General features: G+C 38.2%; 30 protein-coding genes. 8 read left to right on the top strand and 22 right to left on the bottom strand.

Annotated elements, in window-relative coordinates:
* Positions 1-19: 19 nt before the first annotated feature.
* Both L1068_RS01685 and L1068_RS01680 read right to left on the bottom strand, forming a co-directional pair.
* Positions 20-856: a S1-like domain-containing RNA-binding protein gene (locus tag L1068_RS01685; RefSeq protein ID WP_237128781.1), complete on the bottom strand. Its 837-nt coding sequence runs from the start codon at positions 854-856 to the stop codon at positions 20-22.
* Positions 856-2190 carry a DEAD/DEAH box helicase gene (locus L1068_RS01680; RefSeq protein WP_237128780.1) on the bottom strand — a complete coding sequence of 445 codons (1335 nt, stop codon included), beginning with the start codon at positions 2188-2190 and terminating at the stop codon, positions 856-858. Before L1068_RS01680 ends, L1068_RS01685 begins: the two co-directional genes overlap by 1 nt.
* Before the next feature lie 207 nt (positions 2191-2397).
* On the opposite strand from L1068_RS01680, the gene L1068_RS01675 reads away from it, so the two are divergent.
* Together L1068_RS01675 and L1068_RS01670 are read left to right on the top strand one after the other, a co-directional pair.
* A complete protein-coding gene (locus tag L1068_RS01675) occupies positions 2398-3384 on the top strand; it encodes a rhodanese-related sulfurtransferase (protein WP_237128779.1) in 987 nt (328 codons plus the stop codon).
* A 249-nt stretch (positions 3385-3633) separates the two neighbouring features.
* The gene (locus L1068_RS01670; RefSeq protein WP_237128778.1) at positions 3634-4128 is read left to right on the top strand and encodes a hypothetical protein; all 495 of its coding nucleotides are present in this window, start codon (positions 3634-3636) and stop codon (positions 4126-4128) included.
* A gap of 688 nt (positions 4129-4816) precedes the next feature.
* On the opposite strand, the gene L1068_RS01665 is transcribed toward L1068_RS01670, so the two are convergent.
* The 15 genes from L1068_RS01665 to L1068_RS01595 form a co-directional block, all read right to left on the bottom strand.
* Positions 4817-5368 carry a hypothetical protein gene (locus L1068_RS01665; RefSeq protein ID WP_237128777.1) on the bottom strand — a complete coding sequence of 184 codons (552 nt, stop codon included), beginning with the start codon at positions 5366-5368 and terminating at the stop codon, positions 4817-4819.
* 536 nt (positions 5369-5904) lie between these two features.
* Positions 5905-6612 (bottom strand): hypothetical protein, encoded by a 708-nt coding sequence (locus L1068_RS01660; protein WP_237128776.1) that lies wholly within the window; start codon positions 6610-6612, stop codon positions 5905-5907.
* Positions 6613-6693: 81 nt separating this feature from the next.
* The gene (locus tag L1068_RS01655; RefSeq protein WP_237128775.1) at positions 6694-7224 is read right to left on the bottom strand and encodes a HEPN domain-containing protein; all 531 of its coding nucleotides are present in this window, start codon (positions 7222-7224) and stop codon (positions 6694-6696) included.
* A 220-nt stretch (positions 7225-7444) separates the two neighbouring features.
* Entirely contained in the window at positions 7445-8140 is a 696-nt protein-coding gene (locus tag L1068_RS01650; RefSeq protein WP_138632631.1) for a phospholipase D family protein, read from the bottom strand.
* Between the two features lie 60 nt (positions 8141-8200).
* Positions 8201-8617: a hypothetical protein gene (locus L1068_RS01645; protein WP_237128774.1), complete on the bottom strand. Its 417-nt coding sequence runs from the start codon at positions 8615-8617 to the stop codon at positions 8201-8203.
* 309 nt (positions 8618-8926) lie between these two features.
* Positions 8927-9112, bottom strand: a complete 186-nt coding sequence (locus L1068_RS01640) for a hypothetical protein (RefSeq protein WP_237128773.1) — start codon at positions 9110-9112, stop codon at positions 8927-8929.
* A gap of 60 nt (positions 9113-9172) precedes the next feature.
* Entirely contained in the window at positions 9173-10462 is a 1290-nt protein-coding gene (locus L1068_RS01635; protein ID WP_237128772.1) for a zonular occludens toxin domain-containing protein, read from the bottom strand.
* Positions 10462-10866 carry a DUF2523 family protein gene (locus L1068_RS01630; protein ID WP_237128771.1) on the bottom strand — a complete coding sequence of 135 codons (405 nt, stop codon included), beginning with the start codon at positions 10864-10866 and terminating at the stop codon, positions 10462-10464. Before L1068_RS01630 ends, L1068_RS01635 begins: the two co-directional genes overlap by 1 nt.
* Positions 10863-12143 carry a hypothetical protein gene (locus L1068_RS01625; RefSeq protein WP_237128770.1) on the bottom strand — a complete coding sequence of 427 codons (1281 nt, stop codon included), beginning with the start codon at positions 12141-12143 and terminating at the stop codon, positions 10863-10865. The genes L1068_RS01630 and L1068_RS01625 overlap by 4 nt, the downstream gene beginning before the upstream one ends.
* A gap of 115 nt (positions 12144-12258) precedes the next feature.
* Positions 12259-12486: a hypothetical protein gene (locus tag L1068_RS01620; RefSeq protein WP_237128769.1), complete on the bottom strand. Its 228-nt coding sequence runs from the start codon at positions 12484-12486 to the stop codon at positions 12259-12261.
* 17 nt (positions 12487-12503) lie between these two features.
* Complete coding sequence (locus L1068_RS01615) at positions 12504-12743, bottom strand: hypothetical protein (protein ID WP_237128768.1); 240 nt, start codon at positions 12741-12743, stop codon at positions 12504-12506.
* Between the two features lie 2 nt (positions 12744-12745).
* Positions 12746-13063 (bottom strand): hypothetical protein, encoded by a 318-nt coding sequence (locus L1068_RS01610; protein WP_237128767.1) that lies wholly within the window; start codon positions 13061-13063, stop codon positions 12746-12748.
* Complete coding sequence (locus L1068_RS01605) at positions 13054-14433, bottom strand: replication initiation factor domain-containing protein (RefSeq protein ID WP_237128766.1); 1380 nt, start codon at positions 14431-14433, stop codon at positions 13054-13056. Before L1068_RS01605 ends, L1068_RS01610 begins: the two co-directional genes overlap by 10 nt.
* Positions 14433-14633 carry a hypothetical protein gene (locus L1068_RS01600; protein WP_237128765.1) on the bottom strand — a complete coding sequence of 67 codons (201 nt, stop codon included), beginning with the start codon at positions 14631-14633 and terminating at the stop codon, positions 14433-14435. Before L1068_RS01600 ends, L1068_RS01605 begins: the two co-directional genes overlap by 1 nt.
* Positions 14633-14896: a hypothetical protein gene (locus L1068_RS01595; RefSeq protein WP_237128764.1), complete on the bottom strand. Its 264-nt coding sequence runs from the start codon at positions 14894-14896 to the stop codon at positions 14633-14635. Before L1068_RS01595 ends, L1068_RS01600 begins: the two co-directional genes overlap by 1 nt.
* A gap of 160 nt (positions 14897-15056) precedes the next feature.
* Between L1068_RS01595 and L1068_RS01590 the strand changes: the two genes are divergently transcribed.
* The 5 genes from L1068_RS01590 (at position 15057) to L1068_RS01570 (ending at position 20659) form a co-directional block, all read left to right on the top strand.
* Complete coding sequence (locus L1068_RS01590; protein WP_237128763.1) at positions 15057-15398, top strand: hypothetical protein; 342 nt, start codon at positions 15057-15059, stop codon at positions 15396-15398.
* Between the two features lie 122 nt (positions 15399-15520).
* On the top strand, positions 15521-16426 hold the full coding sequence (locus tag L1068_RS01585) for an AAA family ATPase (RefSeq protein ID WP_105171395.1): 906 nt from the start codon (positions 15521-15523) through the stop codon (positions 16424-16426).
* Between the two features lie 3 nt (positions 16427-16429).
* Positions 16430-17404 carry a DUF58 domain-containing protein gene (locus L1068_RS01580; RefSeq protein ID WP_237128762.1) on the top strand — a complete coding sequence of 325 codons (975 nt, stop codon included), beginning with the start codon at positions 16430-16432 and terminating at the stop codon, positions 17402-17404.
* Positions 17397-19343, top strand: coding sequence for a DUF3488 and transglutaminase-like domain-containing protein (locus L1068_RS01575; protein WP_237128761.1), 1947 nt, complete (start codon positions 17397-17399; stop codon positions 19341-19343). Before L1068_RS01580 ends, L1068_RS01575 begins: the two co-directional genes overlap by 8 nt.
* Positions 19340-20659: a Na+/H+ antiporter NhaC family protein gene (locus L1068_RS01570; protein WP_237128760.1), complete on the top strand. Its 1320-nt coding sequence runs from the start codon at positions 19340-19342 to the stop codon at positions 20657-20659. The genes L1068_RS01575 and L1068_RS01570 overlap by 4 nt, the downstream gene beginning before the upstream one ends.
* Positions 20660-20668: 9 nt before the next feature.
* Here the strand turns inward: L1068_RS01570 and L1068_RS01565 are convergent, their stop codons facing one another.
* The 4 genes from L1068_RS01565 to L1068_RS01550 all read right to left on the bottom strand — a co-directional run bounded on the left by L1068_RS01565 (position 20669) and on the right by L1068_RS01550 (position 23286).
* Positions 20669-21112, bottom strand: a complete 444-nt coding sequence (locus tag L1068_RS01565; protein ID WP_237128759.1) for an Mpo1-like protein — start codon at positions 21110-21112, stop codon at positions 20669-20671.
* Positions 21113-21198: 86 nt separating this feature from the next.
* Positions 21199-21621 (bottom strand): acyl-CoA thioesterase, encoded by a 423-nt coding sequence (locus L1068_RS01560; RefSeq protein WP_237128758.1) that lies wholly within the window; start codon positions 21619-21621, stop codon positions 21199-21201.
* A gap of 2 nt (positions 21622-21623) precedes the next feature.
* Positions 21624-22439, bottom strand: coding sequence for a M23 family metallopeptidase (locus L1068_RS01555; RefSeq protein WP_237128757.1), 816 nt, complete (start codon positions 22437-22439; stop codon positions 21624-21626).
* Complete coding sequence (locus tag L1068_RS01550; protein ID WP_237128756.1) at positions 22432-23286, bottom strand: 6-carboxytetrahydropterin synthase; 855 nt, start codon at positions 23284-23286, stop codon at positions 22432-22434. Before L1068_RS01550 ends, L1068_RS01555 begins: the two co-directional genes overlap by 8 nt.
* 146 nt (positions 23287-23432) lie before the next feature.
* Here L1068_RS01550 and fabA point away from each other — a divergent pair, with 146 nt between their 5' ends.
* Positions 23433-23948: a 3-hydroxyacyl-[acyl-carrier-protein] dehydratase FabA gene (gene fabA, locus L1068_RS01545; RefSeq protein WP_010560104.1), complete on the top strand. Its 516-nt coding sequence runs from the start codon at positions 23433-23435 to the stop codon at positions 23946-23948.
* A 55-nt stretch (positions 23949-24003) separates the two neighbouring features.
* On the opposite strand, the gene rmf is transcribed toward fabA, so the two are convergent.
* Positions 24004-24174: a ribosome modulation factor gene (gene rmf, locus L1068_RS01540; protein ID WP_010560105.1), complete on the bottom strand. Its 171-nt coding sequence runs from the start codon at positions 24172-24174 to the stop codon at positions 24004-24006.
* Positions 24175-24434 lie beyond the last annotated feature (260 nt).

Genomic DNA, 24434 nt, shown 5'->3' with positions numbered 1-24434 from the left:
GGCACGCAATGTGCCTTTTTTATTTAACTAACGTAATCTTAGTCGCGGCAAGGTCAATCTTACCTTCCTTAAACAAATGCCCAATGGCACGCTTAAAGTTAGCTTTACTGCAACCAAATGCTTTTTTGATGGCGATTGGATCTGATTTATCACCTAAATGAATAACACCGTGTTCCTGTGTCAGCTTATCGTAAATGACATCTGATAATTCGTTCGACCCTGCAACGCCAGGCTTACTTAAACGAATATCTAATTTGCCATCTTCACGTAATTTAGCAACATAGGCCTTTAGCTTTTGACCAATAAACAGAGGTTTGAAAACTTGGTCAGTAAACACCATGCCCCAGTATTCATTATTAACAATCACTTTAAAACCAAGATCTGTGCGACCAGCTACAATAATGGATACTTCTTGCGACTTTTTAAAGCCAGTTGCTTCTTGTTTAACAAACTTGTTTAGGTTTGACGAACCACATAAGCGCTGAGATGCCTTGTCTAAATAAAGGTGTACTAAGTATGAACGTGATAATTCAAATTTTGGACGCTGCTCGTTGTAAGGTACCAGTAACTCTTTGCCAATGCCCATATCAACGAACGCACCAATGGCATTAATTGATGTCACTTGGAGTAGGGCAAAATCACCTAATTGCGCTATTGGGGTTTTGGTTGTTGCAGTTAAGTTTCCTTGCTCCTCAAATACAAATACCTCAATTACTTGTTTCACTGCTAAGTCATTGGGCATCTCTTCTTTTTTAAGAAAAACTTCACCATTGCCGCTATCGTCTGTTAAATACGCACCTTCATACGCAATTTCATTAACAACTAAACTATTCATTTTACCAAGTTGAATTGTCATTATTCTTCATCCTTCTTTGGGCGACGCTTTAATGGTGCAACACCATCAACATCAAACGGTGCCGGAATAGCCTTTGCAGTTTTGGCTTTATTTGGCTTTTTGAATGGCTTTTTGTGTTTGCTTGTTTTTTTACTGACAGATTTTGCTTTCAAATTCTGTTTTGGTTGATGTGTTTTTTCTTTAAACCCTTTAAATTTACCTACTAAGCCATCAATTTCTGAAAAACCAATACGCTTAGATAAGTAACTTTCAATTGCTTTAAAACTCTGCCAATCTTTTGCACTTACTAAAGACAATGCGTTACCTTTAAATCCAGCGCGTCCAGTTCGACCGATACGGTGCACATATTCTTCGGCTTGCTTAGGTAAGTCGAAATTAACAACTTGTGATACATTGAGTAAATCTAGACCACGAGATGCAACATCTGTCGTCACTAAGATTTGTGCTTGGCCACGAGAAAACGCATCCATAATAGAATTACGTTTGCTTTGATTCATATCGCCCGATAACGCAAGCGTTTTATAGCCTTCTTGCTCTAAGATTTCGGATAACTTTACCGTGTCATCACGGGTTGCGGTGAACACGATTTGTTGGCCGGATTCAGCGCTTTTTGTTGCGGCGATTAATAGCGCAATCTTATGATCTAAGTGATCCGCTAAGAAAAACTTTTGCGTAATGTCGTTGTGTTCTTGTGCACTGGCATCAATGGTTACGCGTTTTGGATTCTTAAGTAAATTACGTGAAAGCGCATCTACTTCAGCATGCTCTAATGTTGCCGAGAAAAACAAAGTTTGGCGTAAACGGTGATTTGCCGCTGTGTTTATTCTTTCGATTTGTTCTTTAAAACCGAGCTCTAATACTCGATCGGCTTCATCAAGAATCAATAATTCAAGACCTTCTAAATAGAAATTACGGTCGTCAAGATGGTCAACTAGTCGACCTGGTGTTGCAACAACAAATTGTGGTTCTTTAGAAAGCGCTTTAACTTGGTCATTATAATTATCGCCGCCAACAATTTTTGTCGCTTTTAATCCTGTGCCCGCAATAATCAAGGTTAACTGTTTATACACTTGATTCGCCAATTCACGTGTCGGCGTAATAATTAACGCACGCGGATCACGTTTACTTAACGCTTTTTGCTTACTTAAGCGTGTAATTGCAGGTAATAGAAATGCAAATGTTTTGCCAGAACCTGTTTTTGATTGGGCTAGTAAATCGTGTCCAGCAATGGCAACAGGAACTGCTTGTCGCTGGATATCCGTCGGCGTAGTGATACCAATGTGTGAAAGTTGACTTGCAATTCGCTTATCAACGCCTAAATCTTCAAAGGACAAATGTGTCTCTCCACTTAATGTGTTTGTGGCATAAAATAAAGCGTGCATTTTACATGAAAGACAAAAACATAGCTAATTAGCGATGGTTTTGTGTGCAAAATATAGACAATAGAATTGAACAGCACAAAGTTTCTGATACAATAGCGACCCATTTTGGCGCCGGAATTACGCTCCGGTTAGTATTTAAAGCTAAACATTAGGAAAATTATGTCTCAACAATACGTCGTGTGTGCCCTTTATAAATTTGTTTCTTTACCTAACTATAAAGAAATTCGTCAACCTTTACTCAATACTATGGAACAACATAATGTGCGCGGTACATTATTGTTAGCGCAAGAGGGTATTAACGGAACGGTTGCCGCAAAGCGCGAGGGTATCGATGCATTATTAGCGTGGTTAGATAAGCAACCAGGACTTGATAATATTGTATCGAAAGAATCGTTTGACGACGAATGTCCGTTTTACCGCACCAAGGTAAAACTTAAGAAAGAAATCGTTACCATGGGTGTACAAGGCATTGACCCTAAAGAAGTTGTTGGTACTTACGTAAAACCAAAAGACTGGAATGCACTTATTTCAGACCCTGATGTTGTGCTAGTTGATACACGTAATGATTACGAAATCGAAATTGGTACTTTTGAAAATGCCGTTGATCCAAAAACCAAAACATTCCGCGAGTTTCCCCAATGGGCTGAGAAAAACCTCGATCCGAGCAAAAATAAAAAAGTAGCAATGTTCTGTACCGGTGGTATTCGCTGCGAAAAATCAACAGCTTATATGAAAGAGCAGGGCTTTGACGAAGTTTATCACCTTGAAGGCGGTATTCTTAAGTACTTAGAAGAAGTACCAAAAGAAGACACCATGTGGAAAGGCGAATGTTTTGTATTTGATAATCGCGTAGCTGTGGACCACGACTTAAACAAAGGCTCATACGATCAGTGTCATGCGTGTCGTATGCCAATTACCGAAGAAGAAAAGCAACTTGAAGCTTATCAAGAAGGTTTATCATGCCACCATTGTATCGATACAGTAAGTGACGAGCAACGTGAGCGTTTTGCAGAGCGTCAAAAGCAAATTGAGCTAGCAAAAGCGCGTGGCGAAGGTCACATTGGTAATGAAGCACAAGAAGCTATCATCAAACGTAAAGCTGAAAAAGCAGCGCGTAAAAAGGCACAATCTGAAAAAGCTTCATAGCAATATTAAAACGTTGTTTTACATTAAAATCCGATGGCGTGTAGTCATCGGATTTTTTTATTCTTTCAATAAACGCTACTCAATAATTCACGTAAAAAAGTGAGTACCAGTAACAAATAAACCATGGGTTTATAAAACTCTTATCTATTGATGAGCATTCAGTAAAAACATGGCCTGATATTTGTAAATTAACATACGTATTTATTTAACTGTTCGCACAGCGAACAAAATAAAGGATAAGGGATTATTATGTTGTTATTTAGCACATCATCAACCAACGCAGATCACAAGATTAAGCAACCAAACCACAACAACAACGTTAATGAAAATAAAACTGGCAAGGAAATGCCGCTAGCTGATGAAAATTCGGCAACATTTAGCCACGCATTGACAAAAGAAATGCCCAGTCAGACTGCATCTGAAACATCACAAAAGTATCAAAATAAAAGCATGTTTGAATCAGATCGCAACGTGAGTTTTTTAGAAAAAATTCAAGAAGCGATTTTAATGCAACGACTCGGCGTCGATCTTGAAAAAGTGAAACAGTTGAAAGAAAAAATAGCCGAACTTGAAAGCATGCTCGAAACGGGTGACATTAGCCAAGAAGATTTTCAAAAACAAGTTTTAGCATTAGAAGAAATGATTGCTGAAGAATATCAAAAAGGCCAAGAACGACGTCAAGAAAGGGAATTAAAACAAGCTAACGATCCCCAAAGTACCAAGCACGAATCATTAACTTCTTAGCTTTGCTGGTTATGTTATTTCTGCTTACTAAAACTTTTCGTCACAGTTACTCATTTTTAAGTCGAAATACCATATCACGAGTGAAATTGTTAATTTTATTCATGAGGCAATATAATTTCCTCATTTATTAGCGTACATACTTAAATTGTCACTATGTATAGAAAACATATTTAAGTAGATGTTTTTAAAAAGTACGGGACTAACAAACAACGTGCATATCCTTGTTAACGAGTTATTTAAACGCAAAGTGTTACATCATTTTAAAATAAGAAACTAACGCAATCACAGCCCACATAAATAAAGCACTTCCAATTATTAGACACATGTATTTAAATATATTTTGTGTTTTTGCAGATAGATCTGGTTGATTTCTTCCATATAATTAAAGTTTTATGTTTAAAATCAATTAATTAAAAATTTAAAATCTAGCAAAGATGAATTTATTAAGATGTGAGGTTTGATATGAATTATGAAGTTAAATCATGGATTGAAAGTAATGAATGCAACTTAACTAGCAAAAGTAATCAAATAATAACGCGCTCATAATGTATAGTATGTGATTGAAGAGGAAATGATATTTTCCTCTTTTTTATTAGAGAGTTAAATAAATATTTAAATATGTCAAAGTGACATTTTTGTGTTTAGCGTATAAATCAGTGAACGCTTTTTTCGGCGCCAGCTGATTTTATCAGATTGGGCTCCACCCCCCCCATTTACTAGTTAAGTCAATTTTGACACCCAATAAGTCACTACCAACCTTTTTACTGAGGCAAGTGAAGAAAACTTTTTCAGCAGCAGCAGCAGCAGCAGCTGCGCCTCCTGAAATTATCGCAGCAATAGCGGCTGCAACTGCGGCTTGCTTAATGCAATCTTCTACTGCACCGCTTATGTCTATAGGTGCACTTGTGGTCACTCTTAGAGTAGCGGTTCTATAAAGCCATTTTTTATAAGCTTTCCATCCACAACAAGTTTTAACTGGACCTATCCGGCACATCTTTACACATTTCGCTTTGGTCTTAGGCGGCGTAGTTAGGTCTTTCCAGCGAGCTAGCCGTCTTTCATAAAGCGTCCTAGATGTCGAACTGGTTCCTGACTGATCCAGTATGTACGGGTGGCTTTCATCAACTTCAAACTCAACGTCATCAGATAGGATGTCTTGCGCTGGAATATCTTTAATGTCGAAATATATTATTCCGTCAAAGCCTGATTGCTGTTCAGCGGGTTCAATTGTGTTGCTCATAGTTATTTCCTTGATGTAATTTTCCCTATGAATCACTACGTCAAGATCTGCTTAGGGTACAGACCCAAGTAAACCTAATAATTTAATATCAAACCTTTTAGTCGTTTGCTTAATGAGGTGTGGTTAATTTTTATACTTTCACCATTTCTAACACACTAATGAACTTGTTGCAAAAATATGCTTTTAATCATTATATAAAGGATAGAACGATCAAATTTGTCGTTTTCCTGAATATAGGAGAAACACATAGCGACTGGACATAAAATCAGAACAGAAAGAGCATTTTCTAATCGCCGTTATTCGAGGTCGGATACATAATTAAATAAATAGAATTACTTGAGCTAAATATTAATCAGTGTACTTAGTGAGCAAGTAAGGTTAATAAGTTAGCAGCCTTTAATATGTAGTATGTGATTGAAGAGGAAATGATAGTTTCCTCTTTTTTGTTAATGAGTTAAATGAAATTCTGATTATGTAAATTTGACATGTGAAGCTTCTGATATCTGTACAGAATCATCTACTTCTTGATGTACTTATTATTTAGGCGACTTGTATCGAGATTTCTGCTCAACACAGGCAAACTGAAGACTTGCTATAAGCATATTTGATGCGCGTTTGTAACTAATCATCGCTACTAATGCAAATCCAGTAAATAAAATAACATAAAGACACGTTTCAAAATTATCTTTTAAAAAATCAGTGTCAATTACATTACCCGATATACTAATCAACCGTAATTCAAAGTTCATTAAAAGGATATATAACCCCCAAAATGATCCAATGATCCATTTATAAAAATTAATTCTTTCTTCTATACGTTTATCAACTTTATCAATGTTTTGTTCGAGAAGTTCTATGTCTTCTTTATTTTGCACATTGTGATGGTCAAGTATTTCAACGATTTTACTTATATTCTTTTCTGTTACTCCATAAAAGGCGTAACTACTAGGTGTGGAAAATGTCACGAAGAGTAGTGCAACCCAGATACAAAGATTAAATGAAAAAAGGAAGACTTCTTTACGCATTTCTATGCCAGAAGAGAGCAACAATAATACAATTAATAGAAAAAAGCTTATCATAGACCAAATAGCCATAGGCTTTGTTAAGTTGCCGAACCCCATTTTCAGATATATGAGTGGATAAATACATACTCGTTGAACCGGTTTAAGTAAACTTAGACTTGTTGAAAATCCTAGCAGTTCTGATTCAGAAGCTTCTAAAATGTCATTTGTTTTTTTGAACATTTTAAATTATCCAAAGCCATTTAACAGCAACACTGCTTTGTTTTATATTGAACGAAACGAACTGTCTTATAAGTAACTCATTCATATCTTTTCTACTGCCTTGTCTGTTGCTGCAACAAGGTCTTTAAAAAAACGAATGCATTTTTGTAATTCATCACGCTTAATGATGTGAGGCTTATTACTTTCCGTGACGGCTCTGTGAACTGCATAACCTCGTTTATTAATCCACTTATTCAAAGTCTCCCTTGACTGTTTAGGGAGATAATTATTCCAACTCCAATCTTGAGTTATGTCATACCCAAAAAATTCTTCGAAGATTTGTTTTGTTTTGGAAGAATTTGGGTTATGAAAGGTTTTAAGTCGTAGTTCCAACTGCCTATCCATAAAGCTTCCGATCTGACTCCCATGTAATGCTCCAAATTTATTCTCAAATATTTCTGTTATCACATCTTCAACATAAGTTTCCCACGCAGTTAAAGTCATTATTAACGCAGAACGTTTTAATGCATCCGAACCAGTATGTTCTTGAGAATTATTTAAAATATCATAACAATGTAGAAGATCTTCGGCATCACTGATAGCAAACTGAAATGATTTGAATGAATTTGACACTTTAGAGGAGCCTCCTTGGCAAAAATGAAATTTGAGTGGTACTAAAATACTCGCGACCTGATGTTAACATACTGATTAAAATTAGCTTAATTATTCAAGTAAGTAAGAATTATAAAATAACACCCCTTAATATGTATTAACTATAAAAAAGGGAATAATAGAATTCCCTTTATTTTCAATGAATTAAGGTTTATATTCCATATGTCGTGTTGACATATGCTTAACTAAAAGCTTCTAGAGTTTTATCTTCAAACCAAACGAAATATTCACCAAACCTTTTACTCTTTTTAAGCTCACCACCCAAAGCTTGTGATTTTTCAGTGAGAGAATGCTTATCACCCTCTAGACTTAAGTAACCATTAGATACCATCATTTCTAAAAGCTCAGGTGTTTTAACCCCTAATTTTTTAGCAATTTTCGAAGATGAGAGCTTACTGTTTGCATCTGTTTCTTCACTAGCTTCAGAGGAAATTTTTTCTAATTTAACTCTAACCTCATCACTAATTCTGATAATGCGCTGTGCCTCGTCATATGCATCACGATACAATTCTGCGTCGTCATCTCGAGAAACATATATACCCATTTCATTATTATTAACTTGGCTAAATTCATACAAATTTAAGCTAGTAATTATGCATGAAGATTCATTGATGTAGCACTTAGCATGTAAATTTTTACAAAAACTAGTTCTCACATAAGTTAACTCATTAAGCCAACTAATCTCTTCAGGTTGTAATTCACTTTTGCCATACACGATTCGAATATCGAGCTTTAGGCGATTTTTGTCTTCTAACAACTCTTTAATTCGTTCATTTAACTTTAAAAATGGACTTATCAAAATTAAACGTTCGGATGATGATTTGATCAGTTCTTCGAGGTAATAGTTGGTTGCGCTTGTGTTTAGAAATTTTGCCATTGAATGTACTCCTTGACTCAATGCAATTTAATGGAATTGACTGCCTTAACTTAAATTAAATCAGCCAGCTTTTCTAGCTAATTTAGCAACAATATCAAGTAATGCGTCTTGTATTTCATCACTATTGGATAGTTGCTCTAATTCAGAGATCCTTTTTCTTGCCGTTTTAAGTTGTTCAGTAGCTCTATGTGCAGCCCATTTATAGTTGTGTAAGTAAGCCAAATCGCCAGAAGTAACTTGACCGTAAGGGGAGTGCATTACTCCGTCTTTATCGATATAGGCATCATGCCAACCATTAGAATTAGGTAAATACCCTCGGTAAATTATATCCGTTAGTATTCTTACTGTATTGCATACTCTACCAGTCTCGATATAGCGCCTTATTTGCCTTGGTGATTTACCGAGCTTTTTAGATGCTAATTCGTAATCAGTGCCGAATAGTGAATAGAATTGACTTTGAAAGTCTGCCTTAACCATTGTTAACTCCTTATATTTCAGTGGTTAAGGGGTTGAATTATTGTTTTCATAGGATTGTATGCAATTACATTTAAGTACCATGCACAGGGTGTTTACGTGCACATGCTGTAAAATTTTTGCTCCCCCCCTATTAGTATTAGGGGGGAGGGCTGACACATCGGAGTTAAATTTATACATTGTTTTGGTTTAGCAGGGGGCGAACCAGCCACTTTTATACAAGTGTTGCTGGTTTTACCCTTGTCGATTTGATGTACGGGTATTGATATGTGGCATGTTGGTTTTGCATCAGGGGCGAGCCCCTAATAACCCCTAAACGGCTTTAGCAAATCGGCCTGTTTTTATGCTCTTAGCCATGTAGGGAACATGATAGGGGTTTTCTATACAAAACTCGGCCATTTGCTTGAATTCAATCTCAGCGTTCACAGGAAGCCATAGGGTGACTTTTTTAAGGCCTTTTTGTTTCATCTTTTCTTCATATCGTTTATTTCGATTCATAATGTCACCAGTGACGTATTGTTAAATTGTAAATCTGATAGCTATGATTCCGCGCTACGCTCAGGCTCCGCTTGGCGCGGAATCAAAGCTATCTGTTTGTGGTGGTTGGTATCTAATTGGATTGCAAAGCGCCTTATACTCAGACTGGCCTTGTTGTATCGATACGTTACAAATACCGTAAAACTTCGTTGTGTAACCCATTTCTAATAAGTCGATATTGTTTAGCGATAGTTCGCCATAATCGGGTGTCTGTAGAGTAAAAATAATATGTCTCGATAGCGCTGCACCGTCGCGTTTTTGCACAACACCAGAAACAAATATATTTGACGCATTGTAAGGCAGCTCTAGAACAGGAACGCTGCTATCACCAGTCGGAACACGAGCATTACGACTAGAAACACTAGCAGTTTTTTGAGCAGTTTGAGTAGTATTCGAATTGGTGTCTTTAGGTACGGTTTTAGTATCTGAATCACCGGAAAGAAAAATAAATGCAGCAATGACCCAAACGAGTATCGCAGCACCCATAATGGCGAGAGGAAGGCTTGCGATATTTTTACCGCGTCCCGCTGTAATAGCGCCCGTTGCGGTTGATTTGTAGCATTTGTGGACATCGAGCGGGACTTTCTTCCAGTTTGTTGCGTCACCTTTTGTGATTGTTTTGCCGTCGAGTTTTGCTGGGTGGAGGTGGATTCTCGGGCGTCTGTAGAAGTACGGGATCCAACTAAGTCCTGAAAAGTATTTGTGACAATAGGCTTCCTCTGAGACGTTTCTGATGTACTTGTGAACGCTTGTAATGTCAGGGGTTGCGACGACGATATCCCAGTTGTATTTGCGGTGTCGCATGTAGGCTTCTTTGAGGTTTTTAGGGTATATAATGTGGCCATGTTCGTTGAATAACTCCCGTCCTGTATCATCAACGTCTGCTGATGAAAGCTGTTCTGGTTTGATGCTATCTAGCTTCTCTATGTGGTAGTCGTACCAATGCGAGGGTAATAAATCTTTAAACGTTGATATGTGTTTATAAACACATTCAATCTCTGGTTTGAATGTGCGCTCTGTGGGGTAAACGTCTTGCACTTCATCAATAAGAATCAATGCGCCAACAGGAGCCCAGCAAAACCAATTTCGCCATAGGTTCAAACCGTCTTCATTTTGTGATGACAAACGCCATAATTGGGCGGTTTCTGGAAATTCTTCTTGTAGTGCGATTTCGATTTCTTCAAGCGGGTAAATGCCCTCAATGTTAGTTATAACAATGCGACCTTTGCGAAGCGCTGGAATGATTTCAAACCATGTTGCGGTAGCTGATTTAAACGAACCTGGAGGACCATGAAATATCGATGCAGCCATTACATGAACCTCATAACAAAGCGAGAAACGCCCGCTTGAATAATGAAGTTAAGACCATCAAAAAAACGTATATCAATAAGCATTGCTTTTACGTCCTGAGGTAACGCCTCAGCTTGTGAAATTATGCGGCTTGCTATGTCGTAATTTTCTAATATACGTTCAGCAACAGACCACGACAGCTTTACCATTTCAATTTTCACTGCAATGTAGCCTATCGTTATATATTCAATGTAATAGGAATACATTCGCTGTATAAAGTTAGGTACGTCTGATTCGAAGTAAGACCATAAGTCGGTAATGAAATCACCGTGCATTTGTGCCACGCCTTGCTCGCCTGTGTATGTATCGGCCAGTACGAACAACGGTAAAAAAAGCATTATTAGTAAGAGTGTTTTAGTCTTCATTCCCATAATAAAATCCCTAAAGCAATGATTGAACAAACCAATAAAACGATTGGCGCAAGTTGTTTAAAAAGGTTCTCAGATAAGCGTTGTGCGCCTACCTCTTTTTGGTGTCCTTTCCAGTTAATTGTGCGTGATTCATATGTACCCGAAATGCTATTACTGAAATTGAAGCGGTCAGTCACATCATTTTGAATTTGTGTGTAAACATCAGTTAATTGCTGTTTTTTGTTTTCAAGTTCTATTACTAATTGCGCCTTATCTTCCTCTGTGAAGAAGTCATTTAAGCCGCCAGTTTTGCGGTTAGCACTAGCTGTAATTGCCTTGTCTTTATCTTCTTTGTCTCGTATCTCAGCTAATAACGCGGTTTGCTGCTGTAAAGCACCTAGTGATTTACCTGTATTTTCCTCAATTGAGTCTAGATAAAGGTTGGAGTTATCTATGTTGTCTTTGATTAGATTTAGGCGTTCTGAGTTAGCATCAGACGCTGTGTTAATTGAATCATTGATAATCGTTAAATTGTCGTTTATCTGATTTAGAGCGTCGATATCGGCAGTTTTATCTGAATCGTCGCCCTCTGAATTGTCGTCTGGTGTAGGGTCGTCTGCGTCCGGTGTTTCGGGAACATCTGGCATTGGGTCAGGGTCAGGCGTATCTACGGGCTCATCATGACAAGTTGCGACTTCTTGAGATGCGTATTGACTAGGAAGAGTATAATCACCATTTGAATCAGTAGATATTTTGCATTGAGAACCATCAGGATTTGTATAGCAATAATCTTGTGCGCCATTACCAGTGCCAAATATTGGTATATCGTTAGCGGTCGGCTCTGGACAACTGTTGTCGGGCTCTATGGTCTTAACGCAATACATATCACCGTCTGGTGCTAAGTATTCAATATCATATTCAGGATATAAGGAATTAGGACAGCTTGGTATCTCTTGACCGCCCCTATTATAAGAGCGGGCAGTTTTATAAATATTTCTTTTTGAACGTGTACCATCAGACATGATTACATAGTAGATACAATGTACCTCGGCGGATGTTTGTTTGGACGATAAAACAGAACAACTATCATAGCCTGAGTCGCCAGCATACTTGGCTGCAACAGGTGCAAAACAAGCTTGAGGACTTATATCACTTGTAACTTTTGAAGCAGATATAACACATTCATAAATCGTTGACTCCCTAAGCTCCGGCTCTTTTAAGTCTGATAAATCTAAGTTATTTGCAGACAAATTAAAGGATATTAGTGATATAAAAAATAACAAAAAACGCATAGTTCACCGATAAAAAAGGCGGGAAAACCCGCCAGTTAAGATGTTCTAATAGCTGAGCTAAACCCCTCAAAAGCACAGTAATAAACTGCGACAGCGAGAAATATAGACGTAAGCATTAGCCTTTCTTCATTGCGCTGATAATCATCCAGAAGCCGAAACCAAGAACAGCAAAGCCGAAAATAGCTAGGTAAAGCGTTGTTAAGTTGGCATCTGTTTGAGTGCTTGCTTCAGTGATTTTTGTTGTTAAATCCTGAGCTTGCGCTGATGCAGCCGCTAAACCTGTAGCGATTACTAAACCTGCTTTTGCTGCTTTGCTTTTTGCGTGTTTCATGAATTTTTTCATAGTGATATTTCCTTTCATTAATGTTTGCCCATAGCGCGGACGATACGTCCTAAACCATGGAAAGAGATAAAGGCAACAGCTAGTGATGACGATGCAAAACTAAATATTGCCAAGTCAAAGGCGAATAGCTCAGTAAGCAAATTCGCTAATCCTTGCATACCTAGGTTTAGGTATTCTTCCTGCGTAACGATTACAAAATCACAAGCTGTGTTACTGGCCTGTAAAGTACCGTCTTGTAATACCGTTACGCATTGCATAATTAGTCCTTAGATAACGCGATATCAGTTACGATGTTGCGTGCTGGATTTTCTGGGTCGGGAGATAGTGTTAGGTCAACGTCACACACACCATGTTGAACACTTAGCTTTTGAACCTTGTTGAATAGGTCGGTGCTGTGTTGCATGTTTACTGACTTCTTATCAAACCCGCATTTATCGATGTTATGGTCACCAGCGTGATAACTGCTTGCAGGTACAATGTAATCAATAGATGCAATTGAATATGGTTTTGGTGTACCAGATTTAGTGCTGATACCATTGCCTAATGTGGCGCCTAATAAAACAACTTTTAATGACATGGGATGTTCTCCGTTTGGTTAAAATTCGGTGGCATAACGAACGTTTGCCTTATCTTGGTTGGCATGTCATCAACAGCCAATCCTTTGGTTAATTGTTTAACGATTTCGCTATCTGATAGCTGTAATGCCTGTTTCATGTAGTTCACGCATTTGCCGTAAGCGAGTTTGTGATACTTGAATAAGCGTTGCTCTGTTGCTTCTAGCTGGATGCGAATATCAACAAGTCTTGAATCCATTTTTTTACGTTTAGTTGTTTCGATAACTAAGCGTTTTTCAGATACAAAGGCGAGGGCAGGATAGGCCGCTGCAAATACCGCATCTGTGTTAATCAGTGCATCAAGTGGAATAGTGCGGTCAGTTGCGCGCAGTTCTAGCTCAGCACGCACCCAATTAGGATTAGTTTCGCATTCCATTTGACGGCCTTTTTCATAGGCTCTAAACATTTTGCCGTTAGAACGTGAGCCAACATAAAGCGTTGAACCAGCATTAGGTACTAAGTCATATTTCTTTTGCCAGCCATGCTTTTTCTTAAAATCGGATTGTTGTTCTTTAGTTAAAGCAGTGTATGTACCACCACAAATATATGACCAGTTAGGCATTTGGTTAGTTAAAGCAAAATTACCCATTTCGTATTGGCGTAAGTATTCATCAACAGGTATTTCGCCTTGGTAGTCATCGTAAGCAATGTCTAATCGTGTAATTTTTGCGTGAGGCATTTTTGAAAGCATTTTATGTAATAGCGTTAGGTCTAAGCCTTTGCAGCCAGTGCCCGAAAAAGAAACCATACAGCCAGCGTTATTTGCGCCCCACGCTACAATGCCGCTGTTTACCCCGTGGCGGTAAAGAGTTGCTGAATGGTCATAAGTAAACATTCCGCCTGTGTTTTGGCGAATAGTCCACGGTTGTTCATCTGCGTTCATACGGTCGGCTTTGGTAGCAACAACTGTATTTAATAGGGTTAAGAAGTGTTGTAGTTCGCCCTCGATAAGGCTATCTAATACTTTATATTTCTGTGTTTTTTTAAAGACTACTTTGCAAAGCGCTATCTTTTCGTCATAAGGCATGTTGTTTGGATAACGTTTATTGTTATCAAATAAATCGTTGTAAGCCTTTTCAGATTCGTCGGTAAAGAAACGGTCAGTAGTGCGTTTTGTTTCGGTGACGATATCAAAGTCGTCTGTGCCGTTTTCGTCGAATACCTCGGCACAAATAAGCGCGTTGTACGCTTCGCGATAGTGGTTATATTCACCCGTTGAAACGTGCCATTTAGCCATTGTTTTAAGGCGTTGGATTTCAGCAGGGCAAAAAGTAACTGTAAGGTAATCGACCTTAGTTACGTTCTGGTGTTGTGGTTTAGGCGCTAGTTTCATTAGTCAAACGCCCCCGACATTAACAAATCTTCGCGATTGTTTTCGTCAACTTCTACTAGCTCAAATTCCGCACCTTGTTGGTAATCAATTATCCAAGCCAACATTTCAGATTTTGAATAAAAAGATAAATACGTGTCCAGGCCGCTAAACATAAGCCCGTATTCATCTTGGTTTGGGATTTCTTGCCAGTAAAATTTCATTAGTTAGCAACCATTGGAGTTTTAAGAACAAATGCAGTTGCTTCTAGTGATGTTTTAACAATAGATACATCGCGTTGTTGTAGGTTTGATTTGTAGTTGATTAGCTCGTAACAGATTTTGTGTAACTCAGCTATTTCGAGATCCATTTGCTGTAGGATGCCATTTTCAACAACGCCAGTTTGAACAGAACGGATGTATGCTTTTTCTCTAATCTCGTTGTTAACGATTACAGTTAGAATGTTTAAAGTTTTATCTGAAAGCATAAATATCTCCTTATCAAATCCGTCTTAAAATGACCGTATGTCAATTTTGATATTTAGCGTAATGTCAATTTTGACATGTGTCAATATGTCAAATGTGATATTTTCCAAAATGTCATTTTTGAGATTTTGTATTTATAATAGATTTATAAAGGAGGCACTTATGGCTTTTAGTAGCGAACTTATTGATAAGTATAAAAAATTTAAAGACTATACTCAGGATAAACAAGTACTGTCTGATGTTGAAAGTTTACATCAGGGTAACTTGTCTAAAATTAGAAAAGGTGAAAGACACCTGACAGCCAACCAAGTGATATACATTGCCGAAGCGATGGAAATGGATGTTAAAGAGGCTTTATTGCAATTAGCATTAGAAAAATCGAAATCAAAAGAAGAATCGGCAGTATGGACAGATGTTATAAAAAAGATTAGTGCTGCTTGTGCGATTGTGGGTCTATGTTTAGGGCTTGCAGCAGAACCAGAAAGTCAGGAGACTTTCGCTTAAACCATATAGCCCATAATGTATATTATGTTAAATTGGATATTTGATACTGTTTTCCTATTTGTTGAGCCCACATCTTTGTTATATCCTGTTATGAATTATTAGTTTATTTAAACATTAGCATAATGAACAAAACACTCGACCAGATAATACAACAACTCAATTCGGTCATTTTAGGCAAACAACAACAAATAAAACTCTCAATATGTTGTTTGCTTGCAAAAGGTCACTTATTAATTGAAGACTTACCTGGTATGGGTAAAACCTCTTTGGCGCATGCGTTATCCAATGTTCTTGGTCTTAATTATCAGCGTGTGCAGTTCACTAGCGATCTTTTACCGTCGGATATTACCGGCAGCACCATCTTTGATCCAAATAAGCAAACTTTTCATTTCCATGCAGGCCCACTATTTAATCAAGTTGTGTTGGCAGATGAAATAAACCGCGCAGGCCCTAAAACCCAAAGTGCCTTGCTCGAAGCAATGGAAGAACAACAAGTGAGTATCGATGGTAAAAGTCACACACTTCCTTCTCCTTTTTTTGTGATAGCTACACAAAACCCAATGCATCAAGCTGGCACCTTTCCATTGCCAGAGTCTCAGTTAGACCGATTTTTGATGCGTATCGGTTTAGGTTATCCAGATAAAGCTTCAGAAAAATCAATTCTTCTTGGTGAAATAAATAACGCGGCAAAGAAAATTAATGCATTACTTTCACCAGAGCTTTTAGTCGAGATGCAGCAAATCGTTAGCGAGGTCGTACTTTCTTCAGTTGTTGCTGATTATATTTTAGATTTAGTAAATGAAACACGCGATAGCCCTGATTACCCAATGGCATTATCGCCACGAGCATCCATCGCGATAGCAAACGCAGCTAAGGCGTGGGCGTTTATACACCAACGTGATTATGTTATCCCAGATGATGTACAAGCTATATTTCCATCGGTTGCAGAACATCGTCTTGGATTAACCAGTAATACCTCAAATAGTTTGTCATACGACTTATTAAATAAAGTTAAAATCAACCCTTAAGTTATGTCCGATACTAAAACTAGTCTTGTGCAGTCAATAAAATCGCACGTAAATGTTTGGTTTAACAATCAATTAAAAAAACGTAAGCACAGCGAAACGTCTATTACCCTTACTCATAAAAATATTTATATTTTACCGAGTAAGTTTGGCATGGCGTATTTGATATCGAACGTTTTGGTCTATGTGTTAGGTATTAATTACCAAAACAACTTAGTAATTATGTTTAGTTACTTAATGTTTTCGTTTCTTTTAGTGAATTTTATCGTTGCGTTTGTCAATCTGTATAATCTTAAAGTAACACTTTCTCACACAGTAGCGGGTTATCAGCACACCGGGTACTTTGCCTACTTTCAATTGGTCAATAAAGATGGCACCACGAGTTTAGAAGTTAGTGGTGATCATATTCGCAGCCAATTTTTTGATAGTATTGAAGAGACTACGCAAAAATTAGAATTACAAATTAATATCGCTAATCGCGGTCTACATAGTTTGCCACGGTTAAAGTTTTTTTCTCGCTATCCTTTTGGTCTTGTAACCACTTGGAGTTACTTCGTTCCCGATAAAAAAACGTATGTATACCCCACTCCACTGTCGTTTTCATTTCACCAAGTAAGCCAAGCTGAAATTGAATCAGACAGTCAATCTCAATCTAACCAAGCAACGGTTAGTGAGAACTATCAAGGAGTTAGGCCTTATACTGATGGCGACAAAGTGAATCGCATATCGTGGAAACATTATGCTAAACACCAAGTACTTGCAACTAAAGACTTTTCTTCAGGCAATACCAGTGAATACGAATTCAGCTTGCAAACAGTACCCGGCAACCTAGAGCAAAAACTGCAACATCTAAGCTATTTAGTAACCCATGCGGAAAATGAAAATTTACGATATAGCCTAGTGTTACCAAACGCTAAAGTAGATTTAGGTTCGGGTACACCGCATATGACCAAATGTTTGGAAGAATTAAGCAATGTTTAATCATCAAAGCGTTAAAAGCTTATCTGCGCTGATCATCGCTATTGTTAGCGCCTTATTATTTGATGAACTTGCGGTACTATTTGTTGCTACCGTTGCACTTTTAATTATTTGGGTATTTGCAATTGCTTACACAAAGGCCAGTGCACCAACTGTTATCGTTGGTAATGTACTCGCTTTGGTATGTACGCTTACCTTATTCTTAACAATAGGCATTAGTGAGCTTGTAAATTTATTTATTGCCATGTTATTGCAAGCCAATTGTCTGAAACTATTGATTGCTGAAAAGCCACGTCAAATCAAATCAATTGTGTTAGTTAACTTTTTCATTTCAAGCTGTGTGTTTTTGTTTTATCACTCGCTGCCGGTTACGCTTTTGGTTTTGTTTTTATTTTTGCTCAACATCACCGCGCTGTATTTACTTACCAACCGTAAAATCATAAAACAAAGCGGCGCACGTGCTTTTAAAATATTACTGTTAAGTTTGCCAATAACCTGTGTACTTTTTCTGTTTTTACCAAAACTGCCAGCCTTTTGGCGAATGCCGAGTTTATCTACCGCGCAAGTTGGATTATCTGAATCAGTAAACCCTTTTAATATCTCTGATCTCACGAAGTCAGACAAACTCGCATTTCGTGCTGTTGTGCCAGACAATATTACTGCTCCTTACTATTGGCGTACTATGATACATGAAGAGTTTGATGGTCGTTCATGGAATATCGTTGATTCAGCAGATTTAAAATTACGCAACAGCGCGCTTAAAAAAGGCGGTCGCGAGATTAAAATCTACCATGAACAAACATCATTAAATTGGCTACCCGCTTTATATGCAGGTTCGTCAAGCACCGGTAATATCTTCACTACAATTGACGGTGGTTTATACCGAATTAACCCTAACAACCAAAAATTTACGTATGACATAACCGAAATAGACTTTGCTGACGATTTAACGTCTAGTAAACGACGGTTAAATCTCACATTACCACAAGATATCAATACACAAGCCATTGCGTTAGCTGCTCAATTAAAAGCACAATCAACATCAATCGAGCAGTTTATTCAATTGCTGTCACGCTATTACACTCAACAACAATTTAGCTATACGTTAAAGCCACCCATTTATAATGGTAGCAATTCAATTGATGAGTTTATGTTTGTGGCAAAACGAGGTTTTTGTGGGCATTATGCAAGCAGCAGCGCCTTTATATTTCGAGCAGCGGGTATTCCTGCTCGTGTCGTATCGGGCTACTTAGGGGGGGAAACTTCAAGTAGCGCTAAATATTTATCAGTTTATCAATACGACGCACACGCTTGGACAGAAGTTTATGTACCTTCAAAGGGTTGGATTAAATTTGATGCGACGGAATTTGTCGAACCTGATCGCCTATATGGTTCTCTCTCTCAACTTAATAATACACGCGATGACTTCGAAGATAATATTGGCGTGGGCCTAACCGCGTTAAGTGATATTGCTGTTTTTAATGAACTAAGGCTTTATCTCGAACAATTGGATTATCAATGGACAGCATGGGTGCTGAGTTTTGATAACGAAGCACAAAATAAGTTATTCAAAGAGCTTATAAAGGAAACCAGTGCGCTCAAAATAGCAGTGATTGTGATGTCGTTAATTGGATTATTTTTGGTAAGCTTTTTAGTGATAAAACTATGGCAACGACGTACGCAAATTGACGACCCAGTTGCTGCTTACTTAATTGCATTAGAGCATTTTGCGAAAGGCAAAAATCTCGCACGTGAAAATGGCGAAACTGTAGCACATTTTTTAACTCGATTATGCGAACATTTCCCTAATAATAAAACCGATTTAATGAGCTTCTTAAGCCTTTATAGTCGTCACCGTTATGGTGAAAAAACGCTTACAAAGGCACAAACTAAGATGCTTAAACGTAATGTCAATAACATAAAATATAAGAGACAATTATGAACTCAGTCGTACTCGGCGTTAGTGTAATGCTGATTTTAAGTTTACTGCGTATTAATGTGATTGTAGCGATGACAATCGCCGCAATTACCACAGGATTAACCGCGGGTCTTGGCCTTGAACAAACATTGCAAGCATTTAATGATGGTTTGCAAGGCGGTGCAAAAACCGCTCTAAGTTATGCAATGCTTGGCGGGTTCGCAGTTGCTATTGCCAAATCAGGCTTAACCGATATCGTGGCAGACAAATTAATTAACCAGATAAAAGGTGAACAAACTCAATACTCACAACTCTTTATCAAAGCGAGCGTATTGAGCTTAATCTTACTTGTATCAATCAGTTCACAAAACTTAATTCCAGTGCATATTGCGTTTATTCCAATTTTGATACCGCCTCTGCTTATTATTTTTGATCATTTAAAACTCGATCGCCGCGCAATAGCATGCGTGTTGACCTTTGGTTTGGCAACCGCCTATATGGTGCTGCCTTACGGCTTTGGTGGAATATTTTTATATGACATTGTGCACACTAATCTTGAAAAAAATACGCTAGAAATTGACGCTACCAGTGTACCGTTTGCGATGATTATTCCGGCTATTGGCATGTTAATTGGTTTGATAATCGCGGTGTTTTTTACTTATCGCAACGAGCGAACTTATCAAGCGTTAAACCAAACATCCGAGATTAAACTGCCTAAAAACAAAAGCAAAGTGATTGCTGTTGGCTTTATTGCGATAGTGACTTCTCTTTATGCGCAAACCATTACCAACTCAATGATTCTAGGAGGCTTAATCGGCGTACTTATTTTTACTATTTTTGGTGTTGTAAAATGGCAAGAGTCGTCTGATATTTTCAGTAAAGGTGCTGCAATGATGGCGATGATCGGGTTTATTATGATCTCAGCCCAAGGCTTTGCCTCTGTTATTCAGCAAACCAATGAAGTATCAACGCTTGTGCAAAGTATTTCGAGTTCTATTGGTGATAGTAAAGCATTTGCCGCAGCACTTATTTTAATAATTGGCCTGTTGATCACTATGGGCATCGGTAGTTCGTTTTCCACAGTGCCAATCGTGGCGACGATTATTGTGCCACTTGGCATAACACTTGGCTTTTCGCCAATGGCTACTGCTGCGTTAGTGGGTACGGCGGGAGCATTAGGTGATGCTGGTTCCCCTGCTTCTGATTCAACCCTAGGTCCGACATCTGGTCTCAATGCCGATAATCAACACGACCATATAAGAGATACAGTTATACCAACCTTTATTCACTTTAACATTCCGTTATTAATATTCGGCTGGATTGCTGCAATGGTATTATAAAAAAAGGCCTTATTTGGCCTTATACTTTTTATCAAAACTAAAAATCGGATTAAATACCCAGGCAGGCCCTATGAGTAAAAAGCTCAAGTCATCAAAAAATGATGGCTTTTTACCTTCTACTTTATGCCCCACAAACTGAAATATCCAAGCGACAACAAATACCGCAATGGCAATTTCAATCAGATAAATTGAAATACTGCTCGCAACGTAAATACAAAGCCCAGTAAAAATTGACATTACAAAACCAAGTTTAATGCTCAGTATAAAATAAAAGAGTAATGCGGCCAGCGAGATAACACCAAGAATAACGAGTCCCGTTAGCCCTGGTATTGCACTAATTAGCGCTACAACAGAGAAATAAATAAGCGGCACTGCGACTTTGTGGATTTTAATGTTGGTGGGGTTTTGATGGCTTTCGCCATACAAAGAAAACCATTGTTCAATCGTTTTCATAATTACCTCAGTGTTATTAGATTTATTAGAATAATTACACTAACAACAATAATACACTGAGGTATAAAAAGCTAATTTACTATATTCTATCCGAAACCATTTATCATTTTGTCACATACAACCGGTGTTGGCTTATGCTCGGCATCGACAGCAACAAATGTAAAACTACCTGAGATGGCTTGGTGTTTATCGTCTTTGTGCATAGTTTCAAGGTAAATAACTACCTCTACTTTCAAACTGGTATTACCTACGTGTACCACTTTAGCTACAAGCTCGGCAAAGCTGCCTGCAGGAATCGCCTCTTTAAAATCAACGCGATCAGAAGAGATGGTTACTAAAGGTTTACGACAAAAACGTGTTGCAGCAATAAATGCCACTTCGTCCATCCACGCAAGTGCATCACCACCAAATAAGGTGTTATGATGATTCGTACGACCTGGAAATACCGTTTTAGTTACAGAGGTAACTGAGTCTTTAATACGTTGTTCAATAATATCTTGATTTGTCATGATTACTTTTGTTTACTCGCAAGCTGAACTTGCATTAATAGTGCGGGATCTAGGCGAACTTGCCCCCAGTTTAAGCGCCAATCTAAATGCGGGCCAGTTACTCGCCCTGTTGCGCCTATTTCAGCGATTTTATCGCCTAATTTGACTTCCTGACCTTCTTTAACGTGCAGTTTATGAAGGTGAATGTAGGTTGTGGTTACGCCATAACCATGGTCAAGAATAAGCGTACCACCTGAGTAGTATAAGTCATTATTGGCAAATACAACTTTGCCTGAAACTGGTGCATAAACAGGTGTACCGGTTTTGTTGGCAATATCTAACCCAAAGTGTGGACGTTTAGGGGTGCCATTGAAATAACGCTGACTACCATATACGCCAGAAATACGTCCTATCGCAGGGCGATAAAGCGGCGATAAAAAATCTTCTCGATGAGAAAAGGTGTTGCGTGCTTCTTTAACGGCTTTAGCTTCTTTTTTAGTGCGAGCAAGCACCGATTTTGGCGGAGAAACATATTTCTTTTCTACACCAGTAATTTTATCAATGTCGTAATCACGCTTGGTTATTACGAGCGGTTGCGTTTTCCAGCTGCCATCAGCAATTTGCCAAGAAAGTGTGTGTGTTAACGTTTCATCGCGGCCAAAACCAAAAACAAAGTGGCCACCGGGGGTAATCGCAAGCGGCTTATCGTTTAGCTTAACCTGCTTAGCGTTTTCTATATGGCCCGTTACTAAGCCACCTTGGGTTAAATGCCCTTTTAGCTCTAATGCTTGTGCTGAACTTATAATAGAAAGACTTAATGCAAACAGTTTTTTAAGCATATGCAATAGCTCCTTTGCCGACACCTTCATAGGCTGCAACGCGATAAGAATTCTCTGGGTTATCATTTTTTAATGTTTGCACAACATGCTGTGCAATACACTCAACGGTTGAATCAACCGGTAAAATATCGGTAACCGCTTCACTAATGCTTAGCTCAAAATACCCTTGCGATGCGTTGTAGGCCGAGTGAACACCATTTTCAATTGGTGCTACAAACTTAAGTTCGTCTGCGTTGATACGATCTTCTGCACTTACAAGGTAAATATCTTGCCATTTTTGACACCAAAGTTTGTTAAGTCTTGGGCTGCGCATGCCATTTTCTTCAATTTCAATGGTGCTGCGATGACCGTGAATAATACGCTGACAATTTCCATCGTGTTTTTTCAAACCATGACTGTAATGATAATAAAAACCGTTGGTGTGTTCTGGTCTTAACTTAAGTACGATTTTACTTACGTTACTAGGTAGTTGCGGCAGTATTGTTTGTTCTAAAAAGCCTTTAACACTGGTTTCGTTAATTTTATCTGTATCAATCAAACAAAACGCTTGATGAGGCGAACTGACTGCAAGCTGATGCTCGCCAAAGCTAAAACTAACATTGGTTTGTTCACCGGCTTCAGAAATAACCGCATCGCCTTGTGTTGCAATCGCTAATTTATGGTCAATCACATCATCTATAATGCGTTTCACTTGTTTTTTAACCAGTGAAAAATCAAGCACCATTGATTCGTCGTTTAAATCGCCATGCATTTCAAGGTCGACGATCCAACTTTCACCCAATGGACCACGTTCTTTACAAAGGTAAGAAAAATCAATAACGGTTAGGTCTTTTACAAATAAAATCATAGATAAGCTGCGCTTTTTAACAATGCTGTAATTATAAAGGGATAACGTGGCTATTAGTAGCAAATTGTTGTAATTCAACTGTTCGGAGTTGTTTGGCGTACAAGTGTAAGCTAAAGTAGCCTGAAAAATTTAAGAAGAAAGAAGTTATGGAACAGAAAAACAGTTATAGCAAAGCCGAATTAGAAGCATGTGGTCGCGGTGAAATGTTTGGTGAAGGCAATTGCCGCCTTCCTTCAGATAATATGCTAATGATGGACCGCATCATTAAAATCGCCGATGAAGGCGGTGAATACGGTAAAGGCGAAATCATTGCTGAGCTTGATATCGACCCTAGCCTGTGGTTTTTCGACTGTCACTTTAAAGGTGACCCAGTAATGCCAGGTTGTTTAGGTCTAGACGCTATGTGGCAGTTAGTGGGCTTTTTCTTAGGTTGGTCTGGTGGTCCTGGTCTTGGCCGTGCATTAGGTGTTGGCGAAGTTAAATTTACAGGCCAAATCTTACCAACAGCTAAAAAAGTGACGTATCGTTTAAATATGAAACGTGTAATCAAGCGTAAATTATTTATGGGTCTTGCAGATGGTACGGTAGAAGTTGATGGCCGTGTAATCTATGAAGCAAAAGATTTAAAAGTAGGTCTTTTCCAAGACACTAGCGCGTTTTAATTTAAAACGAGCAGATACAAAAACGCCCACTTTATGTGGGCGTCATCTCCTAAAACTATGATTTAAACATTGTGCGATCTTCCATCGCTTCTCGCCATCCACCGAGCCATTGAGATCTTGGGTCAATATTGTCATACGGACACATTTCTTTGGAACGACCTGCTAGGCCCGCTTTGTAACCTTGAGAATGTGCTCTTTCTAAACGATCTCTTTTTTGTCTCTTCATAGGTAATGTCCTCACCTTCTTATTAAACTAATTGGATGTTGAAGTTGGGCAAAGGCCCTTAACCAATAACTTAAAAAATTCGTAACGGTTTCACGTTACAGTTACGGTGTTTAACATTTCCTTGTCAGCAATCGTTGCTAACAAATGGAAGTGCTCTACATAGATTTAAGTTGCTCCTTTTTACATTATGAGTAAGTGAACTGGCTCAAAGGCCACATGTCTAGAAGACCATATTTATAAGGTTAGATCAAACATAGAAA

The organism is Pseudoalteromonas sp. MMG024 (assembly GCF_021654175.1).
Lineage (GTDB): Bacteria > Pseudomonadota > Gammaproteobacteria > Enterobacterales > Alteromonadaceae > Pseudoalteromonas.
Note: the sequence above shows the minus strand (reverse complement) of the source record. Positions and strands in the feature narration are given on the sequence as shown.